Origin of the sequence: Rubrivirga sp., assembly GCF_965213695.1 — a bacterium.
Taxonomy (GTDB): Bacteria; Bacteroidota; Rhodothermia; order Rhodothermales; family Rubricoccaceae; genus Rubrivirga.
Genome location: NZ_OZ243912.1, coordinates 1,059,341 through 1,077,719, shown reverse-complemented (window position 1 = coordinate 1,077,719; position 18,379 = coordinate 1,059,341). Strand labels below are relative to the sequence as shown.

Genomic DNA, 18,379 nt, shown 5'->3' with positions numbered 1-18,379 from the left:
GAGGCAAGAGGGAAGAGGCGAGGGGCGGGCGTCGGGGCACCGGCCGAGGCCTCATGCCCCATGCCTCGCGCCCCATGCCCTAGCCCGCGTAGCGGGCGCTGAGGTCGGCGGCCTCCTGCTCGAAGGCGGCCGTCGCTTGGTCGGTGAGCCCGCCCGTCGCGGCGACCGACGCGAGCGCGTCGGCGTGCTTGAGGCGGAGGGCCTCGCGGAAGTCCTTCTCGAAGGCGCGGACCTGCTCGACCGGGACGTCGTCGATGAGCCCCTTGCCGGCCACGTAGATGATGGCGACCTGCTCGGCGACCGGGACCGGCTCGTACTGGCCCTGCTTCAGCACCTCGACGAGCCGAGCGCCGCGGTTGAGCTGGCGCTGCGTGGCCGGGTCGAGGTCGGAGCCGAACTTGGCGAACGCCTCGAGGTTGCGGTACTGGGCGAGGTCAAGGCGGAGCGTGCCCGAGACCTTCTTCATCGCCTTGATCTGGGCGTTGCCGCCCACGCGCGAGACCGAGATGCCGACGTTGATGGCCGGTCGGACGCCCGCGTTGAACAGGTTGGACTCGAGGAAGATCTGGCCGTCCGTGATCGAGATCACGTTCGTCGGGATGTAGGCCGAGACGTCGCCGGCCTGGGTCTCGATCACCGGGAGCGCCGTCAGCGAGCCGCCGCCCTGGACCTTGCCCTGGAGCGACTCCGGCAGGTCGTTCATGTCGCGGGCAATCGTGTCGTCGGCCGTGATCTTGGCCGCGCGCTCCAGCAGCCGGCTGTGGAGGTAGAACACGTCGCCGGGGTAGGCCTCGCGGCCCGGCGGGCGGCGGAGCAGCAGCGACACCTCGCGGTAGGCGACGGCCTGCTTCGACAGGTCGTCGTAGATGCAGAGCGCGTGGCGGCCCGTGTCGCGGAAAAACTCGCCGATGCAGGCGCCCGCGAACGGGGCGATAAACTGCAACGGCGCCGGGGCCGAGGCCGGCGCGTTCACGATGACGGTGAACTCCATCGCCCCGTAGCGCTCGAGCGCCGCCTGCAACGTGGCGACCGTCGACGCCTTCTGGCCGATGGCGACGTAGATGCAGTAGACCGGCTTGTCGCCGGCCTCGTGCGTCCGCTTCTGCGACAGGATCGTGTCGATCAGGACGGCCGTCTTGCCCGTCTGGCGGTCGCCGATGACGAGCTCGCGCTGGCCGCGACCGATCGGCACCATCGCGTCGATGGCCTTGATGCCCGTCTGCAACGGCTCGGTCACCGGCTCGCGATAGATGACACCCGGCGCCTTCCGCTCGATCGGCATCTCGAACAGCTCGCCCCCGATGGGGCCCTTGCCGTCGAGCGGGTTGCCCAGCGGGTCCACGACGCGGCCCAGCATCCCCTCGCCCACCTTGATCGACGCGATCCGGCCCGAGCGGCGGGCCTCGTCGCCCTCCTTGACCTTGTTGGCCCCGGCGAACAGCACCGCGCCCACGTTGTCCTCTTCGAGGTTGAGGACCATCCCGGTCACGCCGGACGCGGGGAACTCGATGAGCTCGCCGGCCTGGACCTTCGACAGCCCGTAGAGCCGGGCGATCCCGTCGCCCACCTGGAGCACGGTGCCGACCTCGTAGGTGTCGGTCTCGGAGCTAAAGTTGCCGAGCTCCTCGCGGAGCACGCCGGTCACTTCGTCGGGGCGGATCGCAGTTGCCATCGTGTTGGTGCGTGAAGAGTGATGCGTGAAGGGTCGTCGTGAGCGAGGGCGCATCGGGCCGGGCCCTCACGCATCACGAACAGAGTCAGTTCAGCGAGATGGCGGCGCGCTCGGCGAGCTGGCCGCGCAACGTTTCGAGCTGGTGCTTGACGGAGCGGTCGTAGACCACGTCGCCTAGGCGGACGACGAGCCCGCCGATCAGCGACGGGTCGACGCGGAGGTCCATGCGGACGGTCGAGCCCGAGCGGGCTTCGAGGGCCGCCTTGAGCCGCTCGGCCTCGTCGGGCGACAACGGGGCCGCCGTGCGGATCTGGGCCTCGACCGTCCCGGTCCGCTCGTCGCGGAGCTGGCGGTACGCGTCGAGGATGGCCGGGATCTGGCCGTCGCGCTCCTTGCTCACGAGCAGCCGCAGGAACCGGAGCGTCAAGTCGGTGACCTTCCCCTCGAACAGGCGCTCCAGGATCGCCAGCTTTTTGTCGTGGGAGATGACCGGGCTCGTCAGCGCCAACCGCAAGTCGCGCGAGCCGTCGAGCGTCCCCGCGATCAGGGCCACGTCGGCGTCGGACACGTCGAGGGCGCCCGTGGACTGGGCCTCCTCGGTGAGGGCCTGGGCGTAGCGGCGGGCGACGGGGTCCATTAGGGAAGCGGTGAGCCGTGAGCCGTGAGCCGTGAGCCGTGAGCACTCACCGCTCACGGCTCATCGCTGACGGCTAGTTCTGGGGCAGGTCGGCGATGAACTGGTCGACGAGGCCGCGCTGCTCGGTCGCGTCGATCTCCTTGCGCAAGATCTTCTCGGCGGCGCCGACGGCCAGGGCGGCGACTTCGGCGCGGAGCTCGGAGAGCGCCTGCTGCTTCTGGCGGTCGATCTCGGCGGCGGCCCGGTCGCGCTCGGCGGCGAGCTCCGTGCGGAGGTCGGTCTTGGCCGCCTCGCGCTGGCGGTCGGCCTCAGTCCGGGCCTCGGCCAGGATCGACTGGGCCTGGCGCTCGGCGTCGCGCCGGGCCGACTCGTTGTCGGCCTGGAGCTGCTTGGCCTCGGCGAGGGCGCGCTCGGCGCGCGTCATCGACGCCTCGATGGTCTCCTCGCGCTCCTTCAGCCCGCCCAGCATGGCCGGGAAGGCGAACTTGCTCAGGACGAAGTAGAACAGCCCGAAGGCGATCAGCATCCAGACGGCCAGCCCCAGGTTCGGGGACAGCAGGGACGCAGCGAGGACGGGAAACACCATCGGAGGGACAGGGCGCGGGGCCAGTCAGAGGGAGGGTCGGGACGGCCCGCCCCGGCAGAGTCGCCGGGGCGGGCGGGGTCGTCCCGGGCGGTCACACAGCGGGGCCCGCCGTTACTTGATCGCCATCAGGATGCAGACGATCAGGCCGAAGAAGGCGGCCCCCTCGATGAGGGCGGCGGCGATGATCATCGTGGTCCGGATGTCGCCGGAGGCCTCGGGCTGGCGGGCCGAGCCCTCGAGGGCGGAGGCGGCGAGGCGGCCGATGCCGAGACCGGCGCCGAGGACGGCGAGGCCAGCGCCGAGACCGGCGCCGAGGTAACCGAGCGAGAAGGGATCCATGACAGAAACGGGGTGGGTGAGGTTGTCAGAGAGAGGGCGCGAGCGCCCGGGAGTGCGACCGGGGCCGCGGGAATCGTCAGGCCGGCGAGAGCGCGGCCTCGGTGCCGACCGTCCGGTCGTGCTGCTTGTGGACCGCCTGGCCGTTCGACTGCGACACGGCGAGGTCGTGGGCCGTGACGCCGTGGTCCTCGGCGTGGTCGTGGTCGTGCTCGTGCTCGGCCGTCGCCATCCCGATGAACAGGGCCGACAGGATCGTGAACACGTAGGCCTGGATAAAGGCCACCAGCAGCTCCAGGCAGTACACGAACAGCGTCAGCAGGAGCGCCGGGATCGACGTGAGGTAGCCGGCCGTCGCGCTCATCCCGCCCACGATGAAGATGAGCCCGATCAAGTTGAGGATCACCAGGTGCCCCGCCGTCATGTTGGCGAAGAGCCGGACCGCGAGGGCGAACGGCTTGGTGAACAGGCCCAGGATCTCGATCGGGATCAGGATGGGCTTGACGATGAGCGGGATGCCGGGCGGGTTGAAGATGTGGGCCCAGTAGTCCTTCGTCCCCGCGAACTGGGTCACGACGAACGTCAGGATCGCCAGCACGGCCGTGACCGTGATGTTGGCCGTCGCCGTAGCCCCGAAGGGGACGAGCCCGATCAGGTTGCACGCCAGGATGAAGAAGAACACCGTCAGCAGGTACGGGAGGTACCGCTCGTACTTGGCGCCGAGGTTCGGCTTGGCCACCTCGTCCCGGATGTAGATCACCAGCGTCTCGAGCAGGTTCTGGACCAGCCCGCGCGGCGCGCTCGTCCGCCCGACGCCCTTCTTGTAGCGCCCGGCGACCGGGAGGAACAGCAGGAACAGGAGGCCCATGCACAGGACGGCGAACACCAGGTGCCGCGTGATCGAGAGGTCGAGGACGACCTCGCCGTCGGTGGCCACCAGGTGCGCGTCGTAGGGCGCCTCGGCCTCGATCTGCTCGCCCAGGACCTCCTCGGCATTCGCCTCCTCCAGCTCCTCGACCGTCAGGAGCTCGTCGTCCAGGCGCTCGGGGGCCGCCGGCTCGCCGGCGTTCTCCGCGCCGGCCGCGTGCACGTCGCCCTCGGCGTGTCCGCCCTGGCCGTGCCCCTCGATCGCGTAGCGGCCCGAGGCGACGGCCGCCGTCGAGGACCCGAACACGTCGAACCCGAGCCGGCCGTCGCGGCGGACGACGAACAGCCGCGGGAGCTCGACCTTGCCCATCGGCGAGAAGTCGAGGTAGTTCCCGTCGGACGTGTGGTGGACGGCGTTGAACTCCTCGTCCTCGCCGGCCGCCGCGGCGGGGGCCGAGCCGGCGACGACGACCGACAGGAGCAGGACGAGGCGGAGGGCGGGTCGCATCGGGGCTAGGCGTCGGCCGGGGGCCGGGAGGAGCCGGGGGCCCGGCCGAGGGCGATGGCGATCTCCGCGAGGAGCCCGCCGACGAAGAGGAGCCCGAGGCCGCCGACGAACGCGCCCCGGTGGACCGGGAGCAGCGCCAGCACCAGCGCCACGGCGCCCAGGATCAGGACCATCCGGACGACCATCCCGCCGAGCACCAAGTTCAGCGCGCGGCCGGGCTCGCCGGCCGTCGCCCGGTGGGCCGTCCACGCCGCCCCCACCGCGTTGACCGCGCCCACGAGGGCGCCGAGCATCAGGCTGGCAGAGACGGTCATCGGGGGGACGAGGGCCGGGCGGGGGCGGTCAGGGCTCAGAAGCTAGTCCGCCTCCCCCAGGGGCTCCCCCAAGGCCGGGTGAAGACCGGCGCCCCGGGGGTGAAGAGAGCACAAAGCGGCCCCGTCCGGGCCGATTCGCCGGCGCGCTCGCCCGTCGTTCAGCGGGCCGAGCCGCCCGACTCCGCCAGCCACCTGGCGAAGGCGTCGAGCGCGCGCCCTCGGTGGCTGATCCGGTTCTTCTCGGCCGTCGTCATCTGGGCGAACGTCCGCCCGTCGCCGTCGGCCGGTCGGAACAGCGAGTCGTAGCCGAACCCGCCCGTGCCCTCCTCCTCGGTCGCAATGAGACCCTCGCACACGCCGTCGAACGTGCGCGTCCCGTCCTCGTCGATGTAGACGAGGACGGTGCGGAATCGGGCGGTCCGGCCCTGCGCCCCGGCGAGGTCGGCCAGGAGCCGGCGGCGGTTGGCCTCGTCGTCGGCGTCGGGTCCGGCGAACCGCGCCGAGCGGACGCCCGGGGCGCCGTCCAGCGCATCGACCTCCAGGCCCGTGTCGTCGGCGAGCGATGGGAGGCCGGCGTGGGCCCACAGCGAGCGCGCCTTTTTCTCGGCGTTGCCGCGCAGCGTGTCGGCGTCCTCCTCGATTGCGGGCGCGTCCAGGTCGGCGGCCGACACGAGGTCGACGCCCAGCCCGGCCAGGCGAGCCCGAAGCTCGGCGACCTTCCCAAGGTTGCGGGTGGCGAGAACGAGGCGCATCGGGACGGGTGGACGGGTGGACGGGTGGACGGGTGGACGGGTGGAATCTCCGGCCACCGGCGCCGCTCCGCCAGCGTCGAGAGAGCGAGCCCTCTGGTAGGGACACGATTCATCGTGTCCGCCGGTGACATCGCACTCGGCAGGGACACGACGAGTCGTGTCCGTACGGGGAGGCTGGGTGGCCGGCTCGCGGCTCGTCTCTCCGGGCCACCCTCCTCTGCCCGTTCCCAGTTCCGCAAGCGCCAGCGAGCCACTTCCCGCGAGCGGAGCGAGCCTCCCCGCCGTTTTCACCGATCCTCGCCCGTGCGCGCTTGGTAGACCCGAGCCGGCCCCCTAGCTTTGTCGGTTGCACCCGGCACGCGCCCGCCCCACCCACTCACAGACAGGTATCGCCTTGGCCATCGGCATCAAAGTACGCGACAAGGAGTCCATCGACCGCGCCCTCCGCCGCTTCAAGCGGACCGTCAACCGCGCTCGCGTCCTGCGGACGTACCGCGAGAACATGGCCTACACGAAGCCCTCGGCCGTCAAGCGCGAGGAGCGGAAGGAGGCGGCCAAGAAGGCCCGCCGCGCCAACCGCCGCCGCTACTAGCCGACCCGGCCCGGGCGCCTGCCGCCCGTCGCCGAACTGTCTGCGCCCGCTCTGGACGAGGTCCGGGGCGGGCGTCGTGCGTTTGGGAGGCGCGGTCAGCTCGCGCGTGGCGGGACGGCGTGCCGCGTCTCGCCCGCCCCGTGGACGACGAACTTCTGCGTCGTCAGCGCCTCCAGCCCCATCGGGCCGAAGGCGTGGAGCTTGGTCGTTGAGATGCCGATCTCGGCGCCCAGGCCCAGCTCGCCGCCGTCCGAGAACCGCGACGAGGCGTTGACGAGCACGACCGACGCATCGACCTCCCGCACCCAGCGGCGGGCCGACCCTACGCTCTCGGTCGCGATCACCTCAGTGTGCTGCGACCCGTACCGGGCGACGTGGTCGAGCGCGGCGTCGAGCCCATCGACCACGCGGACGGCCACGATGGGCGCGAGGTACTCGGCGTGGTAGTCGTCGTCGGTGGCCGGGGCGACGCCGCCGCCCAGGATCTGGCGGGTGGTCTCGTCGCCCCGCATCTCGCCGCCATTCGCCGCCAGCTCGGCGTGCGCGCGGGGCAGGAAGCCGGCGGCGACGGACTCGTGGACGAGCAGCGTTTCGAGCGCGTTGCAGACGCCGGGCCGCGACAGCTTCCCATCGAGCAGGAGGTCGAGCGCGACGTCGAGGTCGGCCGTCTCGTCCACGAACAGGTGGCAGACGCCCTTGTAGTGCTTGATGACCGGCACCCGGCTGTGCTCGTCGACGAACCGGATCAGCCCCTCCCCGCCCCGCGGGATCACCAGGTCGAGGTGGTCGCTCATCCGGACCAGGTCTTTGATCGCGTCGCGGTCGGTGGTGGGCACGAGCGTGACGGCGGCGGGGTCGAGCCCTTCGGCCGCGAGCGCGTCGTGGAGCGCCGCGGCGACGGCTCGGTTCGACCACGCCGCCTCGGAGCCGCCCCGCAAGACGACCGCGTTGCCGGCCTTGAAGCACAGACCGGCCGCGTCCGACGTCACGTTGGGCCGCGCCTCGTAGATCATTGCGATCACGCCCAGCGGCACCCGCATCCGGCCGACCTCGATCCCGCTCGGCCGGCGCCGCACGTCCGACACCTGGCCCACGGGGTCGTCGAACCCGGCCACCTCGCCCAGCGCGTCGGCCATCTTTTGGATCCGCTCGGGCGTGAGCCGAAGCCGGTCCGTCATCGCGTCCGACAGGCCGCGCTCGGCCGCGGCGTCGAGGTCGCGGGCGTTGGCCTCCAAGATGGCGGTCTCGTGGGCGACGAGCGCGTCGGCCATCCGGCCCAGCGCGCGGTTCTTGACGTCGGTCGAGAGCCCGGCGACCTGGCGGGAGGCCGCTTTGCAGGCGGCGACGAGGTCTTGGAGCGAGTCGGTGTCAGTCATCGGAGCGGGGGTCGATGAGGGCAAGGTCGTCACGGTGGACGACGACGGCGGGGCCGGAAAAGCCGAGCTCGGCCTCGACGTCGGCGCTCCGGCGCCCGCGGACGCGGTCGAGCTCGTGGGCGGCGACCCGGACGATCCCACGCCCGAGCACGGCCCCGGTCGGGTCGGCGATCTCGACTGGGTCGGCCCGGGAGAAGCCACCCGCGACGGCGACGACGCCGGACGCGAGCAGCGACGCGCCCCGCTCGCGGAGCGCCCGGGCGGCCCCCTCATCGACGACGACTCGGCCGGCGACGGGCGTCGCGTGGAGCAGCCAGTGTTTGCGGGCCGCCAGCGGCGGGCTCAGGGCGCGGAACAGCGTCCCGTGCACCCGCCCCTCCGCGAGCGCACCGAGCCGGGCGGCGTCGGTCCCGTTGAGCACCACCGTGTCGATGCCTCGGGCCGTCGCCTTCTCGGCCGCCTCCACCTTGGTCCGCATCCCGCCCGTGGCTGAGACCGTGCCCGCGCCGCCGGCCATCGCGCGGACGGCCGCGTCCACCCGGTCCACGACGGGCACCAAGCGCGCGCCGGGCGTCACGCGGGGGTCGGCGTCGAAGAGGCCGGCCACGTCGGACAGGATCACCAGGAGATCGGCGCCGGCCAGGACGGCCACGTGGGCCGCGAGGTTGTCGTTGTCGCCCACCCGGAGCTCGTCGACGGCGACGGTGTCGTTCTCGTTGACGACGGGGACGACGCCGCGCGCCAGCAGCTCGGCGAGCGTAGCCCGGGCGTTGAGGAAGCGGTCGCGGTGGACCAGGTCGTCGTGCGTCAGCAGCACCTGGGCGACGGGCGCGTCGAGGAGGTCGCCCCACAGCGCCATCAGCCGGGGCTGGCCGATGGCCGCCAGCGCCTGCTTCTCGGGGATCGTCCGGGGCCGCCGTCCACCGGTGGCCGCCAGCCCCGCCGCGACCGCGCCCGACGACACGACGATGACCTCGCGCCCGACCACCCGACTGGCGATCACGAACCGGGCGATGGCGCCGAGGTGCGTGTCGCTCGGCGGCCCGTCCGGCGCCACGAGCGCGCTTCCCACCTTGACGACGGCGCGCGCCCACGGCTGGAGCGGTGTCGCGTTGGACGAGTGGAAGCCAATCATCGGGATATATGGCGGGGCTCTCGCAGGTTAACAGGGATGGAACTACCCCACGGTGCCCCAGGCATCGGTTCTGGGTCGGGTCGCCCTGTCAACCCAGACGGGCTTCACTAGATCTCGCAGAATAGCTGCACATACCGATCGCAATCTTATAATGACACATTCATATCTTATGTTATACTATTATGATATATCTAGTGTGATGAACTACAAGATCAAGTTTTATTAAATACTTTTACTTATCTTTTTCAAGTATTAATAACTCTTCCTTGATTCGATCCAACTGTTCTCTTTGATCTTCAATATAAGTCTGCCAACTTCCGATTGATTGATCTATTCTTGAATTTATCTCCCAATCATCAGTACGCCTCCTATTGATCTTTCTTATCTCTTCGTGGCAATATGAAATACCATGCTCCAACTCATTCTTTTTTCTATTTAACTTTCTTATCTTTGCTCCTGTTGGATCTATTTTTATGTTGTACATCATACCCGAACAAGCATTTATATAATGTATGTTTGCATCTTTTATAATTGCGAAAGATTTATTGAGATCGATAGATTCATTTAGTAGTGACTCTTCAAGTAAATCTATCATTTGCTTTAAACCTTGTATACATTTTGATATTTCAAATCTTATGATCTTGTTATCTGAAAATTTTTTATTAGGCTCGACAGACATAGACAGTACTGTATTTTCCAAACGGCGAGGTGACAGAACGGACCGTCCGGTCGACGCGGCCGGGCTCAGGCATTGACCCCGAGGGCGTCGGCCAGGATCTGAGCCTGCTCGGCGGCGTGGACCTTGGCCGAGCCCGTGGCCGGGCTGGCGGCGGCGCGGCGGCCGGCGTAGACCACGCGCTGCGAGCAGCCGCCGGTGATCTCTTCGAGCAGGTCGTCGAGCCGGGGGCGGACGAACGTCCACGCGCCCATGTTGGCCGGCTCCTCCTGGAGCCAGACGACCGGCTTGCTCTGGAACCGCGCCAGTTCCTCCCGGACGGCGTCCTCGGGAAACGGGTAGAACTGCTCGAGCCGGGCGACCGAGACCGAGGCCGGGTCGTCGAGCGCCTCGCGCGCCTTGAGCACGTCGTAGACCACCTTGCCCGAGCAGATCACGAGGCGCCCGGCGCCGGGCCGGTCGCCCGCGATGAACGGGCGGAACGCGCCGTCGGCCAGCTCATCGACGTTCGCGACGGCCTGTGGGTGGCGCAGGAGCGACTTCGGCGTCATCAGGACGAGCGGCTTCTTGGCCCCGCGCTTGACCTGGCGCCGGAGCGCGTGGAAGTAGTTGGCCGGCGTCGAGAAGTTGCCGACGATCAAGTTGTCCTCGGCGCACGCCTGGAGGAACCGCTCCAGCCGGCCCGACGAGTGCTCCGGGCCCTGGCCCTCGTACCCGTGCGGCAGCAGCATCACCAGCGACGACGTCTGGCCCCACTTGGCCTCGGCCGCCGTGACGAACTGGTCGATCATGATCTGGGCCCCGTTGACGAAGTCGCCGAACTGGCCCTCCCACAGCACCAGCGCTTGGGCGTCGGCGACGGTGTAGCCGTACTCGAAGCCGAGCGCGGCGTACTCGCTCAGCAGCGAGTCGTAGACCTGGAACCGGGCCTGGCCCTCGCCCGGCCCGCCCGGGGCGACGTGGTTGAGCGGGAGGTAGCGGTGGGCGTCCTGCTGGTCGTACAGGATGGCGTGGCGCTGGCTGAACGTGCCGCGCCCCGAGTCCTGCCCACTCAGCCGGACCGGCGTCCCCTCCAGCAGCAGCGTCCCGAACGCCAGCGCCTCGGCGAACGCCCAGTCGATGGCCCCCGTCTCGAACTGCTCGCGCCGCTTGTCGACGACGAGCCGCGCCAGCTTCTTGTGGACCTCGAAGTCGTCCGGCAGGCCGACGACGGCCTCCATCACCTGCGTCAGCGCCTCCCGGGTCGCCGTCGTGTCGACGTCCTCGTCGGGCTCGACGTGGACAGGGGCCGAGACCGGCTGCAAGTCCTTCCGCTGCTCGGCGAGGTCCTTGGTCACCTCGAAGGCGTAGTCGAGGATGCCCTTGAAGTCGTCCAGGATGGACTCGGCCTCTTGGGGCGTCAGCTCGCCGCGGCGGAGCAGCAGCTCGAGGTACAGCTTGCGGACCGACCGGTGCGACCCGATCTCCTCGTACATCAGCGGCTGCGTGTAGCTCGGCTCGTCGCCCTCGTTGTGGCCGTACTTCCGGTAGCACACCAGGTCGATCACGACGTCCTTGTTGAACACGTTCCGGTAGTCCAGCGCCAGCCGCGCCACGCGGACGGCCGCCTCGGGGTCGTCGCCGTTGACGTGGAAGATGGGCGCCTGGATCATCCGCGCGATGTCGGTCGCGTAGGCCGATGACCGGCTGTGCATCGGCAACGTCGTGAACCCGATCTGGTTGTTCACCACGAGGTGGACCGTCCCGCCCGTCCGGTAGCCCTCCAGTTGCGACAGGTTGAGCGTCTCGGCCACGACGCCCTGGCCGGCGAACGCGGCGTCGCCGTGGATGAGGACCGGCAGCACGCGGTCGCGCAAGAGCTTCTCGCTCGCGTCCAGGTTGGCCTCGACGATCCGCTGCTGCTTGGCCCGCACCATCCCCTCGACGACCGGGTTGACCGCCTCCAAGTGCGACGGGTTCGACGCCAGCGTGAGCTCGGTCGTCGACCCGTTCGGCGACGTGTGGGTCCCGTACTGGCCGAGGTGGTACTTCACGTCGCCCGAGCCGTGGACGGCCTCGGGGTCGACGGTCCCTTCGAACTCGCTGAACACCTTGTCGTAGGGCTTGCCCAGGATGTTCGTGAGCACGTTGAGGCGCCCCCGGTGGGCCATCCCGATCACGACCTCCTCGGCCTCCTGGTCGGCCGCGTCGCTCAGCACGGCGTCCAAGAGCGGGATCATCGTCTCGGCGCCCTCTAGGGAGAACCGCTTGTGGCCGATGTACTTGGTGTGGATAAACTGCTCGAGCGCCTCGGCCTCGTTGAGCTTCTCGAAGATCCGCTTTTTGCGCGCCGTATCGATGGGCTCCCTAAACTGCTGGGGCTCGATCCGCTCGATGAGCCACCGCTTTTCCTGGGGCGACGAGAGGTGCATGAACTCGCTCCCGACGTGGCCGGTGTACGTGTCCCACAGCGTGTCCAAGATGTCGCGGAGCGGCATCTTCTGGTTCCCCGCCAGCCCCCCGCCGACGCCGGCCATCCCGCCGGTCAGGAACTCGCGGTCGAGGTCCCACACCGTCAGCCCGTAGCTGGCCGGGTCGAGCTCGGTGTGGTTGCGGGGCTCGTAGCCGAGCGGGTTCGTGTCGGCCAAGAGGTGGCCACGCACGCGGTAGGCGCGGATGAGCTCGTAGACCCGGGCCTGCTTCTCGATCTTGGGCGCCCGCCGGCCGACGCCGAGCGACGGCGTCGAGTCGGCCCGGACGCGGAACGGGGGTGTGTGGAGGCCCAGGCTCTCGAACACGTCCTCGTAGAACCCGTCCTCGCCGCCGAGCAGCGCCGCGATCCGGTTGAGGAACTCGCCGGACTCGGCCCCCTGGATGACGCGGTGGTCGTAGGTCGAGGTCATCGTCATGACCGGGCTCAGGCCCAGCCGCGACAGCTCGCCCGCGTCCATGCCGGCGTACTCCGGCGGGTACCCGATCCCGCCAACGGCGACGATCACGCTCTGGCCCGGCATCAGCCGCGGCACGCTCATCTGGGTCCCGATGCCGCCCGGGTTGGTCAGCGTGGCCGTGGTCCCGGCAAAGTCGTCGAGGGTGAGGGCCCCGTCGCGGGCGCGCTTGACGATGTCGTTGTACGCGCCCAGGAACTCGGCGAACCGGAGCCCGCCCGCGTCCTTCACGTTGGGCACCATGAGCTGGCGCTTCCCCCGCTTCTCGATGTCGATGGCCAAGCCGAACGCCGTCGTGGCCGGGTCGATCCGCTCAGGCGCGCCCTCGTTCTCGCGGAACGCGGCCTTCATCGACGGGACGGCCTCCAGCGCCCGGATGATGGCGAACGCGATCAGGTGCGTGAACGAGACCTTGTCGCCGCCGACCCGCTTCTGGTGCCGGTTGATGAGGCGGCGGTTCTCGGACAGCAGCTTGACCGCGATCTCCCGCACCGACGTGGCCGTCGGGATGGTCAGGCTGGCCTCCATGTTCTCGACGATCCGCGCGCCGACGCCCTTGATCGCAGACGTCTCGGCGCCTTCGGGCAGCGAGATCTCGGGCGCCGCCAGCCGGGCCGGCAGCTCGGCCGGAGCCGCCGTGCCGTTCGAGGGGGCGGGCGGCGGCGCGGGCGGCGCGGGCGCCGCGGGCTGACCGCCCGGCTGTTGCCCGACCGGCTTGGGCGTGGGGGCGCCGTCGCCGCTCGGCGCCTGCTGGCGTCGGTCGGTGGTCTCCCGCGCGCCTTCGCGACGGTCGGCGAGGTGGCGGCGGTCGGTCTCGGCCTGGTCGGCGGCGATCATCCGCGCCTTCGCGTCCGAGTCCGAGGCGTCGGCGCCGATCGTCGCGGCGTGCGTCGGGCCCGGGTCGAAGTCGGCGAAGAACTCGCGCCAGCTCTCGCTGACGGACTCCGGGTTCTGCCGGTACTGGGCGTAGAGGTCCTCGACGTAACCGCTGTTGAATCCGAACATGCTGGGCGGCCGGGTGTGGCCGAAAAAGAGGCGTAGGACGGCGTTCCAAAGGTACGCGCCGCGCCCGAAGACGGATTCCCAAAGACGCCGCGAGCCCGGGGCGGGCGCATTCTTCAGTCCGCGAGCCGGAGTCAGAGTGTGGGAAGAGAAGTGTGGGGAATTCACGCCCACACGCCCATCCTCCGACCCCGTCTCCGAGCCGCGAGCCGAGAACGCGCTTGCCCTGGCCGCGAGCCCCAACGACGGCGGGCCGCCCCGTTGTCGGAGCGGCCCGTCGTGGGAGGAGCCAGGAGGCCGGGGTCAGCGGCCTCGTCGCCCGCCCCGATGTCCGCGACCGTGCCGACCGCCGGCCAGCGCGCCGTACAGGAAGGCGACGTCCTGCTGGTCCTCGGTGAGGATCTCGTCGCGCTCGCCTCGGGCCTCGCGCATCGCCTCGCGCCGCTCGCGCATGGCCTCGCCGAGCGCTCGGCGGTCGAGCCGGCCGTCGGCGTCCAAGAACGGGCGGAGGTCGGGCCGCCCCTCAGACTCGCGGACGCGCTCGACGCGGCGGGCCTCGAGCTGCTCCTTCTGGGCGGCAGTTAGGCCGAGGGCTTTCTCGCGAGCCGCCTCGACGGCTTGGCGCTGGGCCTGGCGCTCGGCGAGCTGAGCGGCGGCCTCGGCCGGCAGCACCTCGGCGCTCCGGCGCATCCCCTCCTCACGGAGCGCCCGCGTCCGGGCGCGGAACTCGTCGTCGCTGAGCGAGCCCTGGCGGAGTTGGTCCGCCAGCGCCTCGGCCTGGGCGCGGACGTCGGCGCGGATCTCGCGCAGGGCCTGGCGCTGGGCGTCGTCGAGCCCACGATCCGCGCGCTCGCCGCGGCCAGGGCGGTCGCCACGATGGGCGCGACCGCTACGATGGCCGCGCTCACCGCGCGGACGCACCTGGCCCCGCTCGCCGCGGCGCTCGGCGACGGCCTGCTGGAGCTGGTCGATCTGGGCGTCGGTCAGGATGGACGACGCTTGGGCGGCGGCGGCCCACAGGTCGGCGCGGTCGGCTTGGGCGTACTGCGTCGCGAGCGCGTCGAGGGCGGCGGACTGCTCGGCCGAGAGGTCGAGGCCTTGGGCGAGCCGGTCGAGGCGCGCGTCGAGCCCGCGGTCCGCCGGCTGGGCGTCGGCAGCGACGGCCACAGCGAGCCCGAGCACGGCGGCCAGACCGGCGCGGTGAAGAAAGTCGGAGAGTCGAGTCATGACGATGGGGAAAGTGGGGGGACGTCTGGTGGGCGGACGGTACGGACGCATCGGCCCGGTTCGTCTGCCCCGGCCCCGATGCCGCACGACCGACGGACGGCCGACACGACTCCGCCACAGTTGCCGCCGAACTGCAACCGCCAGTCGTCTCCGAGGTCGGCGGGTGGACACGACGAGTCGTGCCCCTACGGCAGGGGAGTCGGAAACGGCCCGAGTCGCGCCGACTCACGGGCACCCGTACGGACATGATCCATCGTATCCCCGTCTCCCATCCCAGACCTCAGGGCGATCGCAACCTCGGCTCCATCCTCATCTCGGTCCGCCCTCCTTGTCATCCTGACCGCGAAGCGACGGCGCAGCCAACGCACGTGAAGGATCTCAACGCCGAACCATCAGGCTTCCAGGACCGGTACTGGAGTCCTGGGAGCCCGAGTCGAGATCCCTTCGGCTCCGCTCAGGACATGCCTTCGCGGGCTCAGGATGACACACTTGGGGAGTCTGCGATAGCCCTGTCCCAGACCTCTGCCCATTCCCATTCCCCCGTTCCCCATTCCCGCGAGCCCAGCGAGCCTCACGCCGTCCGCACCCAGCGCCACAGGTCGGCCAGCGACGGCTTCTTCCCGTACATCAGGATGCCGACGCGGTAGACCCGGGCCGCCAGCGCGATCATCCCGACGAACGCGGCGGCGAGCAGCGCCAGCGACAGCGCGACCTGCCACACGGGCACGTCGGCGACGGCCATCCGGACGACCATCAAGATCGGCGACGTCAGAGGGAACAGCGTCAGGAACAGGCTGAGGCCGCCGTCGGGGTCGTTGGCGACGAACGTGAGGAAGAAGATCGGGATCATGATGGGGAGCACCACGACCGTCTGCAAGCTCTGCGCGTCGGACTCCTGGTCGACCGCGCTGCCGACGGCGGCGAACAGGCTCGAGTACAACAGGTAGCCGCCCAAGAAGAACAGGACGAACGCGACCAAGAGGCCGGGCGAGAGCATCCCCGAGATCATGTCGGGCCCGAACGGCGCGTCGGCCGGGGCGTCGCCGGCGGCGTCGGGCGCGAGGGCGAGCAAGAGCGGGCCGGCGGCCACGCTGATCCCGAACGTCAGGACGCCCCACGCGAGAAGCTGGGACAGCCCGACGGCCCCGATCCCGAGCACCTTCCCCATCATCAGCTCGAACGGGCGGACGCTGGAGGCGACCACCTCGACGATCCGGTTGGACTTCTCCTCGATCACGCCGCGCATCACCATCATGCCGAACACCAGGATGGCGAGGTACATGAGCAGACTGAGCAGGTTGGCGAGCATGTAGCGCCCGAACGCCGCGTCGGTCTCGTCGCCGTCGGCGCTGACGGTGACGCGGTCGAGCTCGACGCCGGACTCGTAGGCAGCGACGGCCTCGGGGCTCGCGCCGGCCGCTTGGGCACGCGCTCGGCGGACGGCCTCGCGGACGGCCCCGCCCACGCCGTCGCCGGCGTCGAGCCCGCCCCGGGCGAAGTAGCGGGCGCGCACCCCGTCGTCGCCTGCGACGAGCCCGGCCGGCAGGACCAGCACGCCGTCGAGGTCGCCGTCGAGCACGCGGGCGCGCAACGTGTCGAGCGGGGCGTCGGCGACCTCGACGGTGGCCCGGTCGCCGAGCGCGTCGGCCACGGAGCCCGCGAGCCCGGCCTCGTCCAGGATCGCCACGCGGTCGGCCTCGCCGTCGTCCGAGAACGCCAGCATCGGCAGCGCGAACACGGCCAGCGCCAGCAGCGGGACGGCCAGCGTCGCGACCACGAACCACTTCGAGCGGACGCGCCGGAGGTACTCGCTGGTCGCGATGAGGAGGGTCTTGTTCATGGATGAGTTCGGAGTTCAGCGTTCGGAGTTGGACCTCGGAGTTGCTCGTCGTCGGCGGGCTCGGTCACGTCACATGACTCGCAGATTCTGGCACCGCTGATGGCCCTTGCGAACTCTGAACTCCGAACTCTGAACTCCCGGCCACCGCTTGTCGGAAGATGTCGGCGAGCGGCGGCTCGTGGACCTCGAACCGGTCGACCTCGACGCCGCCCGCCAGCGCGGCTTCGAGCACGTCGTGCGGGGCCGCGCCCGCGAGGCGGACCGAGACCAGCCCGTCGGTCCGGCTCAGCACGCGGACGGCGTCGGCGGCGACGAGGCCGTCGAGCCAGCGGCCGTCGCCGTCGAAGGCGACCGAGACCGTGTCGCGGCCGAACCGACGCTTGACCTCCCTCAGCCCGCCGCTCAGCACGACGCGCCCGCCGGCCATCAGGCACAGGTCGTCGCACAAGGCCTCGACGGACTCCATCCGGTGGCTCGCGAACAGGACCGTCCGGCCGGCCTCTCGGAGCTCGCCGATGACCTCGACGAGCAGGTCGGCGTTGATCGGGTCGAGGCCCGAGAACGGCTCGTCCAGGATCACCAGCGTCGGGTCGTGGACGACGGTCGAGATAAACTGGACCTTCTGCTGCATCCCCTTCGACAGCTCCTCGGTCTTCTTGCCGGCCCACTCCAGCCCGTCGAACCGGTCGAGCCAGCGGCGGACGGCGGCCTTGGCGTCGGGCTCGGCCATCCCCTTGAGGCGGGCGAGGTACACCAACTGCTCGCCGACCTTGAGCTTGCGGTAGAGCCCGCGCTCCTCGGGGAGGTACCCCATCTGGGCCTGCGTCGCCGGGCCGACCGGCTCGCCACCGAGCGTGATCGTGCCGGCGTCGGGCGTCGTGATGTGGGTGACCATCCGGATGGTCGACGTCTTGCCGGCCCCGTTCGGGCCGAGCAGCCCGAACAGCCGCCCGGGCTCGGCCACGAGCGAGACGTCGTTCACGGCGACCGTGTCTCCGTACCGCTTGGTCACGTGGTCGAGGCGGAGGGCGGAGGTCATGCGGGCGGGGAGGCGGAGGAGACGGGCAGGGCGCGCTACGGACCGACCCGGCGGAGGTTACTCCGGTCTCCCCGGGCGCCGCACCCTCGACGCCCATGCCGCCTCCTCCTTTCTCCTACGCCTCAGTCTGAACCTGGAGGTCTGGAGGGTCGGCAGGTTCGCCTCGACTCCGACCTGCACACCTCGCCCGACCCGCTGAACCCGCCCGACCCCTAAATCAGCCCCACCCGGTCGTCGGGGATCGGCAGGACGTACTGGGGCTCCAACGTCTCCTGGTGGACGCCGAGCTGGCCGGTCCCCCGGAAGTCGACGAGCACGTGCTTCTCGGTCTGCGACACCACCTCGCCGACGCCGTAGAACGCGGGCGCCGGGCCGTAGTAGACCAGCTCGCCGGGGTGGACCTCCGAGGCCCGAGCCCGCCGGTAGAACGGGGGCACGACCGGGAGCAGCTCCAGCCGGTACGGCGGGCGCGGGTTGGGATAGACGGTGGCGGAGTCGGTGGTCACGGGTCCGGTCGGGGCGCCTCACCGAACTGCCGGCGGCGCACGGTAGTATAGGGGCCGCCCGGCTCCGGGATCTCCTCCCCCCTCCCCTCATGGTCTACGACCGCCGCATCCTCGACCGCCAGGTCGGCCGGAACGCCCAGCTGTTCGCCGAGGCCACGGGCGCGCTCGCGTCGCCGGCCGAGCGGTTCCCCTACGTCCGGATCCTGGTCTCGCTGATCGAGGGGGCCCACCCCGAGTGGAGCCAGGCGCCCCAGAAGGCCGACCAGGTCGCCGAGCTCGCCGTCGCCCTCAGCAACCAGACGCTCGACCGGGCCGAGGTCGCCGACGTCGTCCGCGTGCGGGACGAGGAGCGGGGGCTGAGCGAGCGGTAGTGTCATGACCCTTCGG

The 18,379-nt window shown here is 70.4% G+C and carries 17 protein-coding genes; 2 read left to right on the top strand and 15 right to left on the bottom strand.

Going from position 1 to position 18,379, the window contains the following annotated elements; translation table 11 throughout:
- Nucleotides 1-79 precede the first annotated feature (79 nt).
- The 7 genes from atpA to rdgB form a co-directional block, all read right to left on the bottom strand.
- Nucleotides 80-1,672, bottom strand: coding sequence for a F0F1 ATP synthase subunit alpha (gene atpA, locus ACOOHE_RS04770; protein ID WP_420456657.1), 1,593 nt, complete (start codon nt 1,670-1,672; stop codon nt 80-82).
- Between the two features lie 85 nt (nt 1,673-1,757).
- On the bottom strand, nt 1,758-2,309 hold the full coding sequence (atpH, locus tag ACOOHE_RS04765) for an ATP synthase F1 subunit delta (RefSeq protein WP_420456656.1): 552 nt from the start codon (nt 2,307-2,309) through the stop codon (nt 1,758-1,760).
- A 73-nt stretch (nt 2,310-2,382) separates the two neighbouring features.
- On the bottom strand, nt 2,383-2,895 hold the full coding sequence (gene atpF, locus ACOOHE_RS04760) for a F0F1 ATP synthase subunit B (RefSeq protein WP_420456655.1): 513 nt from the start codon (nt 2,893-2,895) through the stop codon (nt 2,383-2,385).
- 111 nt (nt 2,896-3,006) lie between these two features.
- Entirely contained in the window at nt 3,007-3,234 is a 228-nt protein-coding gene (gene atpE / locus ACOOHE_RS04755; protein ID WP_420456654.1) for an ATP synthase F0 subunit C, read from the bottom strand.
- Between the two features lie 76 nt (nt 3,235-3,310).
- Nucleotides 3,311-4,606, bottom strand: a complete 1,296-nt coding sequence (atpB, locus tag ACOOHE_RS04750; protein WP_420456653.1) for a F0F1 ATP synthase subunit A — start codon at nt 4,604-4,606, stop codon at nt 3,311-3,313.
- A gap of 5 nt (nt 4,607-4,611) precedes the next feature.
- On the bottom strand, nt 4,612-4,920 hold the full coding sequence (locus tag ACOOHE_RS04745; RefSeq protein ID WP_420456652.1) for an ATP synthase subunit I: 309 nt from the start codon (nt 4,918-4,920) through the stop codon (nt 4,612-4,614).
- 158 nt (nt 4,921-5,078) lie between these two features.
- Nucleotides 5,079-5,672: an RdgB/HAM1 family non-canonical purine NTP pyrophosphatase gene (gene rdgB / locus ACOOHE_RS04740; protein WP_420456651.1), complete on the bottom strand. Its 594-nt coding sequence runs from the start codon at nt 5,670-5,672 to the stop codon at nt 5,079-5,081.
- A 400-nt stretch (nt 5,673-6,072) separates the two neighbouring features.
- On the opposite strand from rdgB, the gene rpsU reads away from it, so the two are divergent.
- Nucleotides 6,073-6,264: a 30S ribosomal protein S21 gene (gene rpsU / locus ACOOHE_RS04735; RefSeq protein WP_233134428.1), complete on the top strand. Its 192-nt coding sequence runs from the start codon at nt 6,073-6,075 to the stop codon at nt 6,262-6,264.
- 95 nt (nt 6,265-6,359) lie between these two features.
- Here the strand turns inward: rpsU and ACOOHE_RS04730 are convergent, their stop codons facing one another.
- The 8 genes from ACOOHE_RS04730 to ACOOHE_RS04695 all read right to left on the bottom strand — a co-directional run bounded on the left by ACOOHE_RS04730 (nt 6,360) and on the right by ACOOHE_RS04695 (nt 17,992).
- Nucleotides 6,360-7,640 (bottom strand): glutamate-5-semialdehyde dehydrogenase, encoded by a 1,281-nt coding sequence (locus ACOOHE_RS04730; RefSeq protein WP_420456650.1) that lies wholly within the window; start codon nt 7,638-7,640, stop codon nt 6,360-6,362.
- Nucleotides 7,633-8,775 carry a glutamate 5-kinase gene (proB, locus tag ACOOHE_RS04725; protein WP_420456649.1) on the bottom strand — a complete coding sequence of 381 codons (1,143 nt, stop codon included), beginning with the start codon at nt 8,773-8,775 and terminating at the stop codon, nt 7,633-7,635. The genes ACOOHE_RS04730 and proB overlap by 8 nt, the downstream gene beginning before the upstream one ends.
- A 232-nt stretch (nt 8,776-9,007) precedes the next feature.
- Nucleotides 9,008-9,454 (bottom strand): hypothetical protein, encoded by a 447-nt coding sequence (locus ACOOHE_RS04720; RefSeq protein ID WP_420456648.1) that lies wholly within the window; start codon nt 9,452-9,454, stop codon nt 9,008-9,010.
- A gap of 65 nt (nt 9,455-9,519) precedes the next feature.
- Nucleotides 9,520-13,383, bottom strand: a complete 3,864-nt coding sequence (locus ACOOHE_RS04715; protein ID WP_420456647.1) for a multifunctional oxoglutarate decarboxylase/oxoglutarate dehydrogenase thiamine pyrophosphate-binding subunit/dihydrolipoyllysine-residue succinyltransferase subunit — start codon at nt 13,381-13,383, stop codon at nt 9,520-9,522.
- A gap of 300 nt (nt 13,384-13,683) precedes the next feature.
- Nucleotides 13,684-14,607: a hypothetical protein gene (locus tag ACOOHE_RS04710; protein WP_420456646.1), complete on the bottom strand. Its 924-nt coding sequence runs from the start codon at nt 14,605-14,607 to the stop codon at nt 13,684-13,686.
- 571 nt (nt 14,608-15,178) lie between these two features.
- A complete protein-coding gene (locus tag ACOOHE_RS04705; protein ID WP_420456645.1) occupies nt 15,179-16,447 on the bottom strand; it encodes an ABC transporter permease in 1,269 nt (422 codons plus the stop codon).
- Between the two features lie 64 nt (nt 16,448-16,511).
- Nucleotides 16,512-17,486 (bottom strand): ABC transporter ATP-binding protein, encoded by a 975-nt coding sequence (locus tag ACOOHE_RS04700; protein ID WP_420456644.1) that lies wholly within the window; start codon nt 17,484-17,486, stop codon nt 16,512-16,514.
- Nucleotides 17,487-17,698: 212 nt separating this feature from the next.
- The gene (locus tag ACOOHE_RS04695; protein WP_420456643.1) at nt 17,699-17,992 is read right to left on the bottom strand and encodes a hypothetical protein; all 294 of its coding nucleotides are present in this window, start codon (nt 17,990-17,992) and stop codon (nt 17,699-17,701) included.
- A gap of 89 nt (nt 17,993-18,081) precedes the next feature.
- Between ACOOHE_RS04695 and ACOOHE_RS04690 the strand changes: the two genes are divergently transcribed.
- Complete coding sequence (locus tag ACOOHE_RS04690; RefSeq protein ID WP_420456642.1) at nt 18,082-18,363, top strand: DUF4290 domain-containing protein; 282 nt, start codon at nt 18,082-18,084, stop codon at nt 18,361-18,363.
- The last annotated feature ends 16 nt before the right edge of the window (nt 18,364-18,379 follow it).

What these genes read in the sequence shown, in the direction of transcription:
- atpF (WP_420456655.1), bottom strand. Translation starts at nt 2,895, where the DNA reads ATGGTGTTTCCCGTCCTCGCTGCGTCCCTGCTGTCCCCGAACCTGGGG.
- ACOOHE_RS04730 (WP_420456650.1), bottom strand. Translation starts at nt 7,640, where the DNA reads ATGACTGACACCGACTCGCTCCAAGACCTCGTCGCCGCCTGCAAAGCG.
- ACOOHE_RS04690 (WP_420456642.1), top strand. Translation starts at nt 18,082, where the DNA reads ATGGTCTACGACCGCCGCATCCTCGACCGCCAGGTCGGCCGGAACGCC.
- atpH (WP_420456656.1), bottom strand. Translation starts at nt 2,309, where the DNA reads ATGGACCCCGTCGCCCGCCGCTACGCCCAGGCCCTCACCGAGGAGGCC.
- rdgB (WP_420456651.1), bottom strand. Translation starts at nt 5,672, where the DNA reads ATGCGCCTCGTTCTCGCCACCCGCAACCTTGGGAAGGTCGCCGAGCTT.
- ACOOHE_RS04720 (WP_420456648.1), bottom strand. Translation starts at nt 9,454, where the DNA reads ATGTCTGTCGAGCCTAATAAAAAATTTTCAGATAACAAGATCATAAGA.
- ACOOHE_RS04715 (WP_420456647.1), bottom strand. Translation starts at nt 13,383, where the DNA reads ATGTTCGGATTCAACAGCGGTTACGTCGAGGACCTCTACGCCCAGTAC.
- atpE (WP_420456654.1), bottom strand. Translation starts at nt 3,234, where the DNA reads ATGGATCCCTTCTCGCTCGGTTACCTCGGCGCCGGTCTCGGCGCTGGC.
- proB (WP_420456649.1), bottom strand. Translation starts at nt 8,775, where the DNA reads ATGATTGGCTTCCACTCGTCCAACGCGACACCGCTCCAGCCGTGGGCG.
- atpB (WP_420456653.1), bottom strand. Translation starts at nt 4,606, where the DNA reads ATGCGACCCGCCCTCCGCCTCGTCCTGCTCCTGTCGGTCGTCGTCGCC.
- ACOOHE_RS04705 (WP_420456645.1), bottom strand. Translation starts at nt 16,447, where the DNA reads ATGAACAAGACCCTCCTCATCGCGACCAGCGAGTACCTCCGGCGCGTC.
- ACOOHE_RS04700 (WP_420456644.1), bottom strand. Translation starts at nt 17,486, where the DNA reads ATGACCTCCGCCCTCCGCCTCGACCACGTGACCAAGCGGTACGGAGAC.
- ACOOHE_RS04710 (WP_420456646.1), bottom strand. Translation starts at nt 14,607, where the DNA reads ATGACTCGACTCTCCGACTTTCTTCACCGCGCCGGTCTGGCCGCCGTG.
- atpA (WP_420456657.1), bottom strand. Translation starts at nt 1,672, where the DNA reads ATGGCAACTGCGATCCGCCCCGACGAAGTGACCGGCGTGCTCCGCGAG.
- ACOOHE_RS04745 (WP_420456652.1), bottom strand. Translation starts at nt 4,920, where the DNA reads ATGACCGTCTCTGCCAGCCTGATGCTCGGCGCCCTCGTGGGCGCGGTC.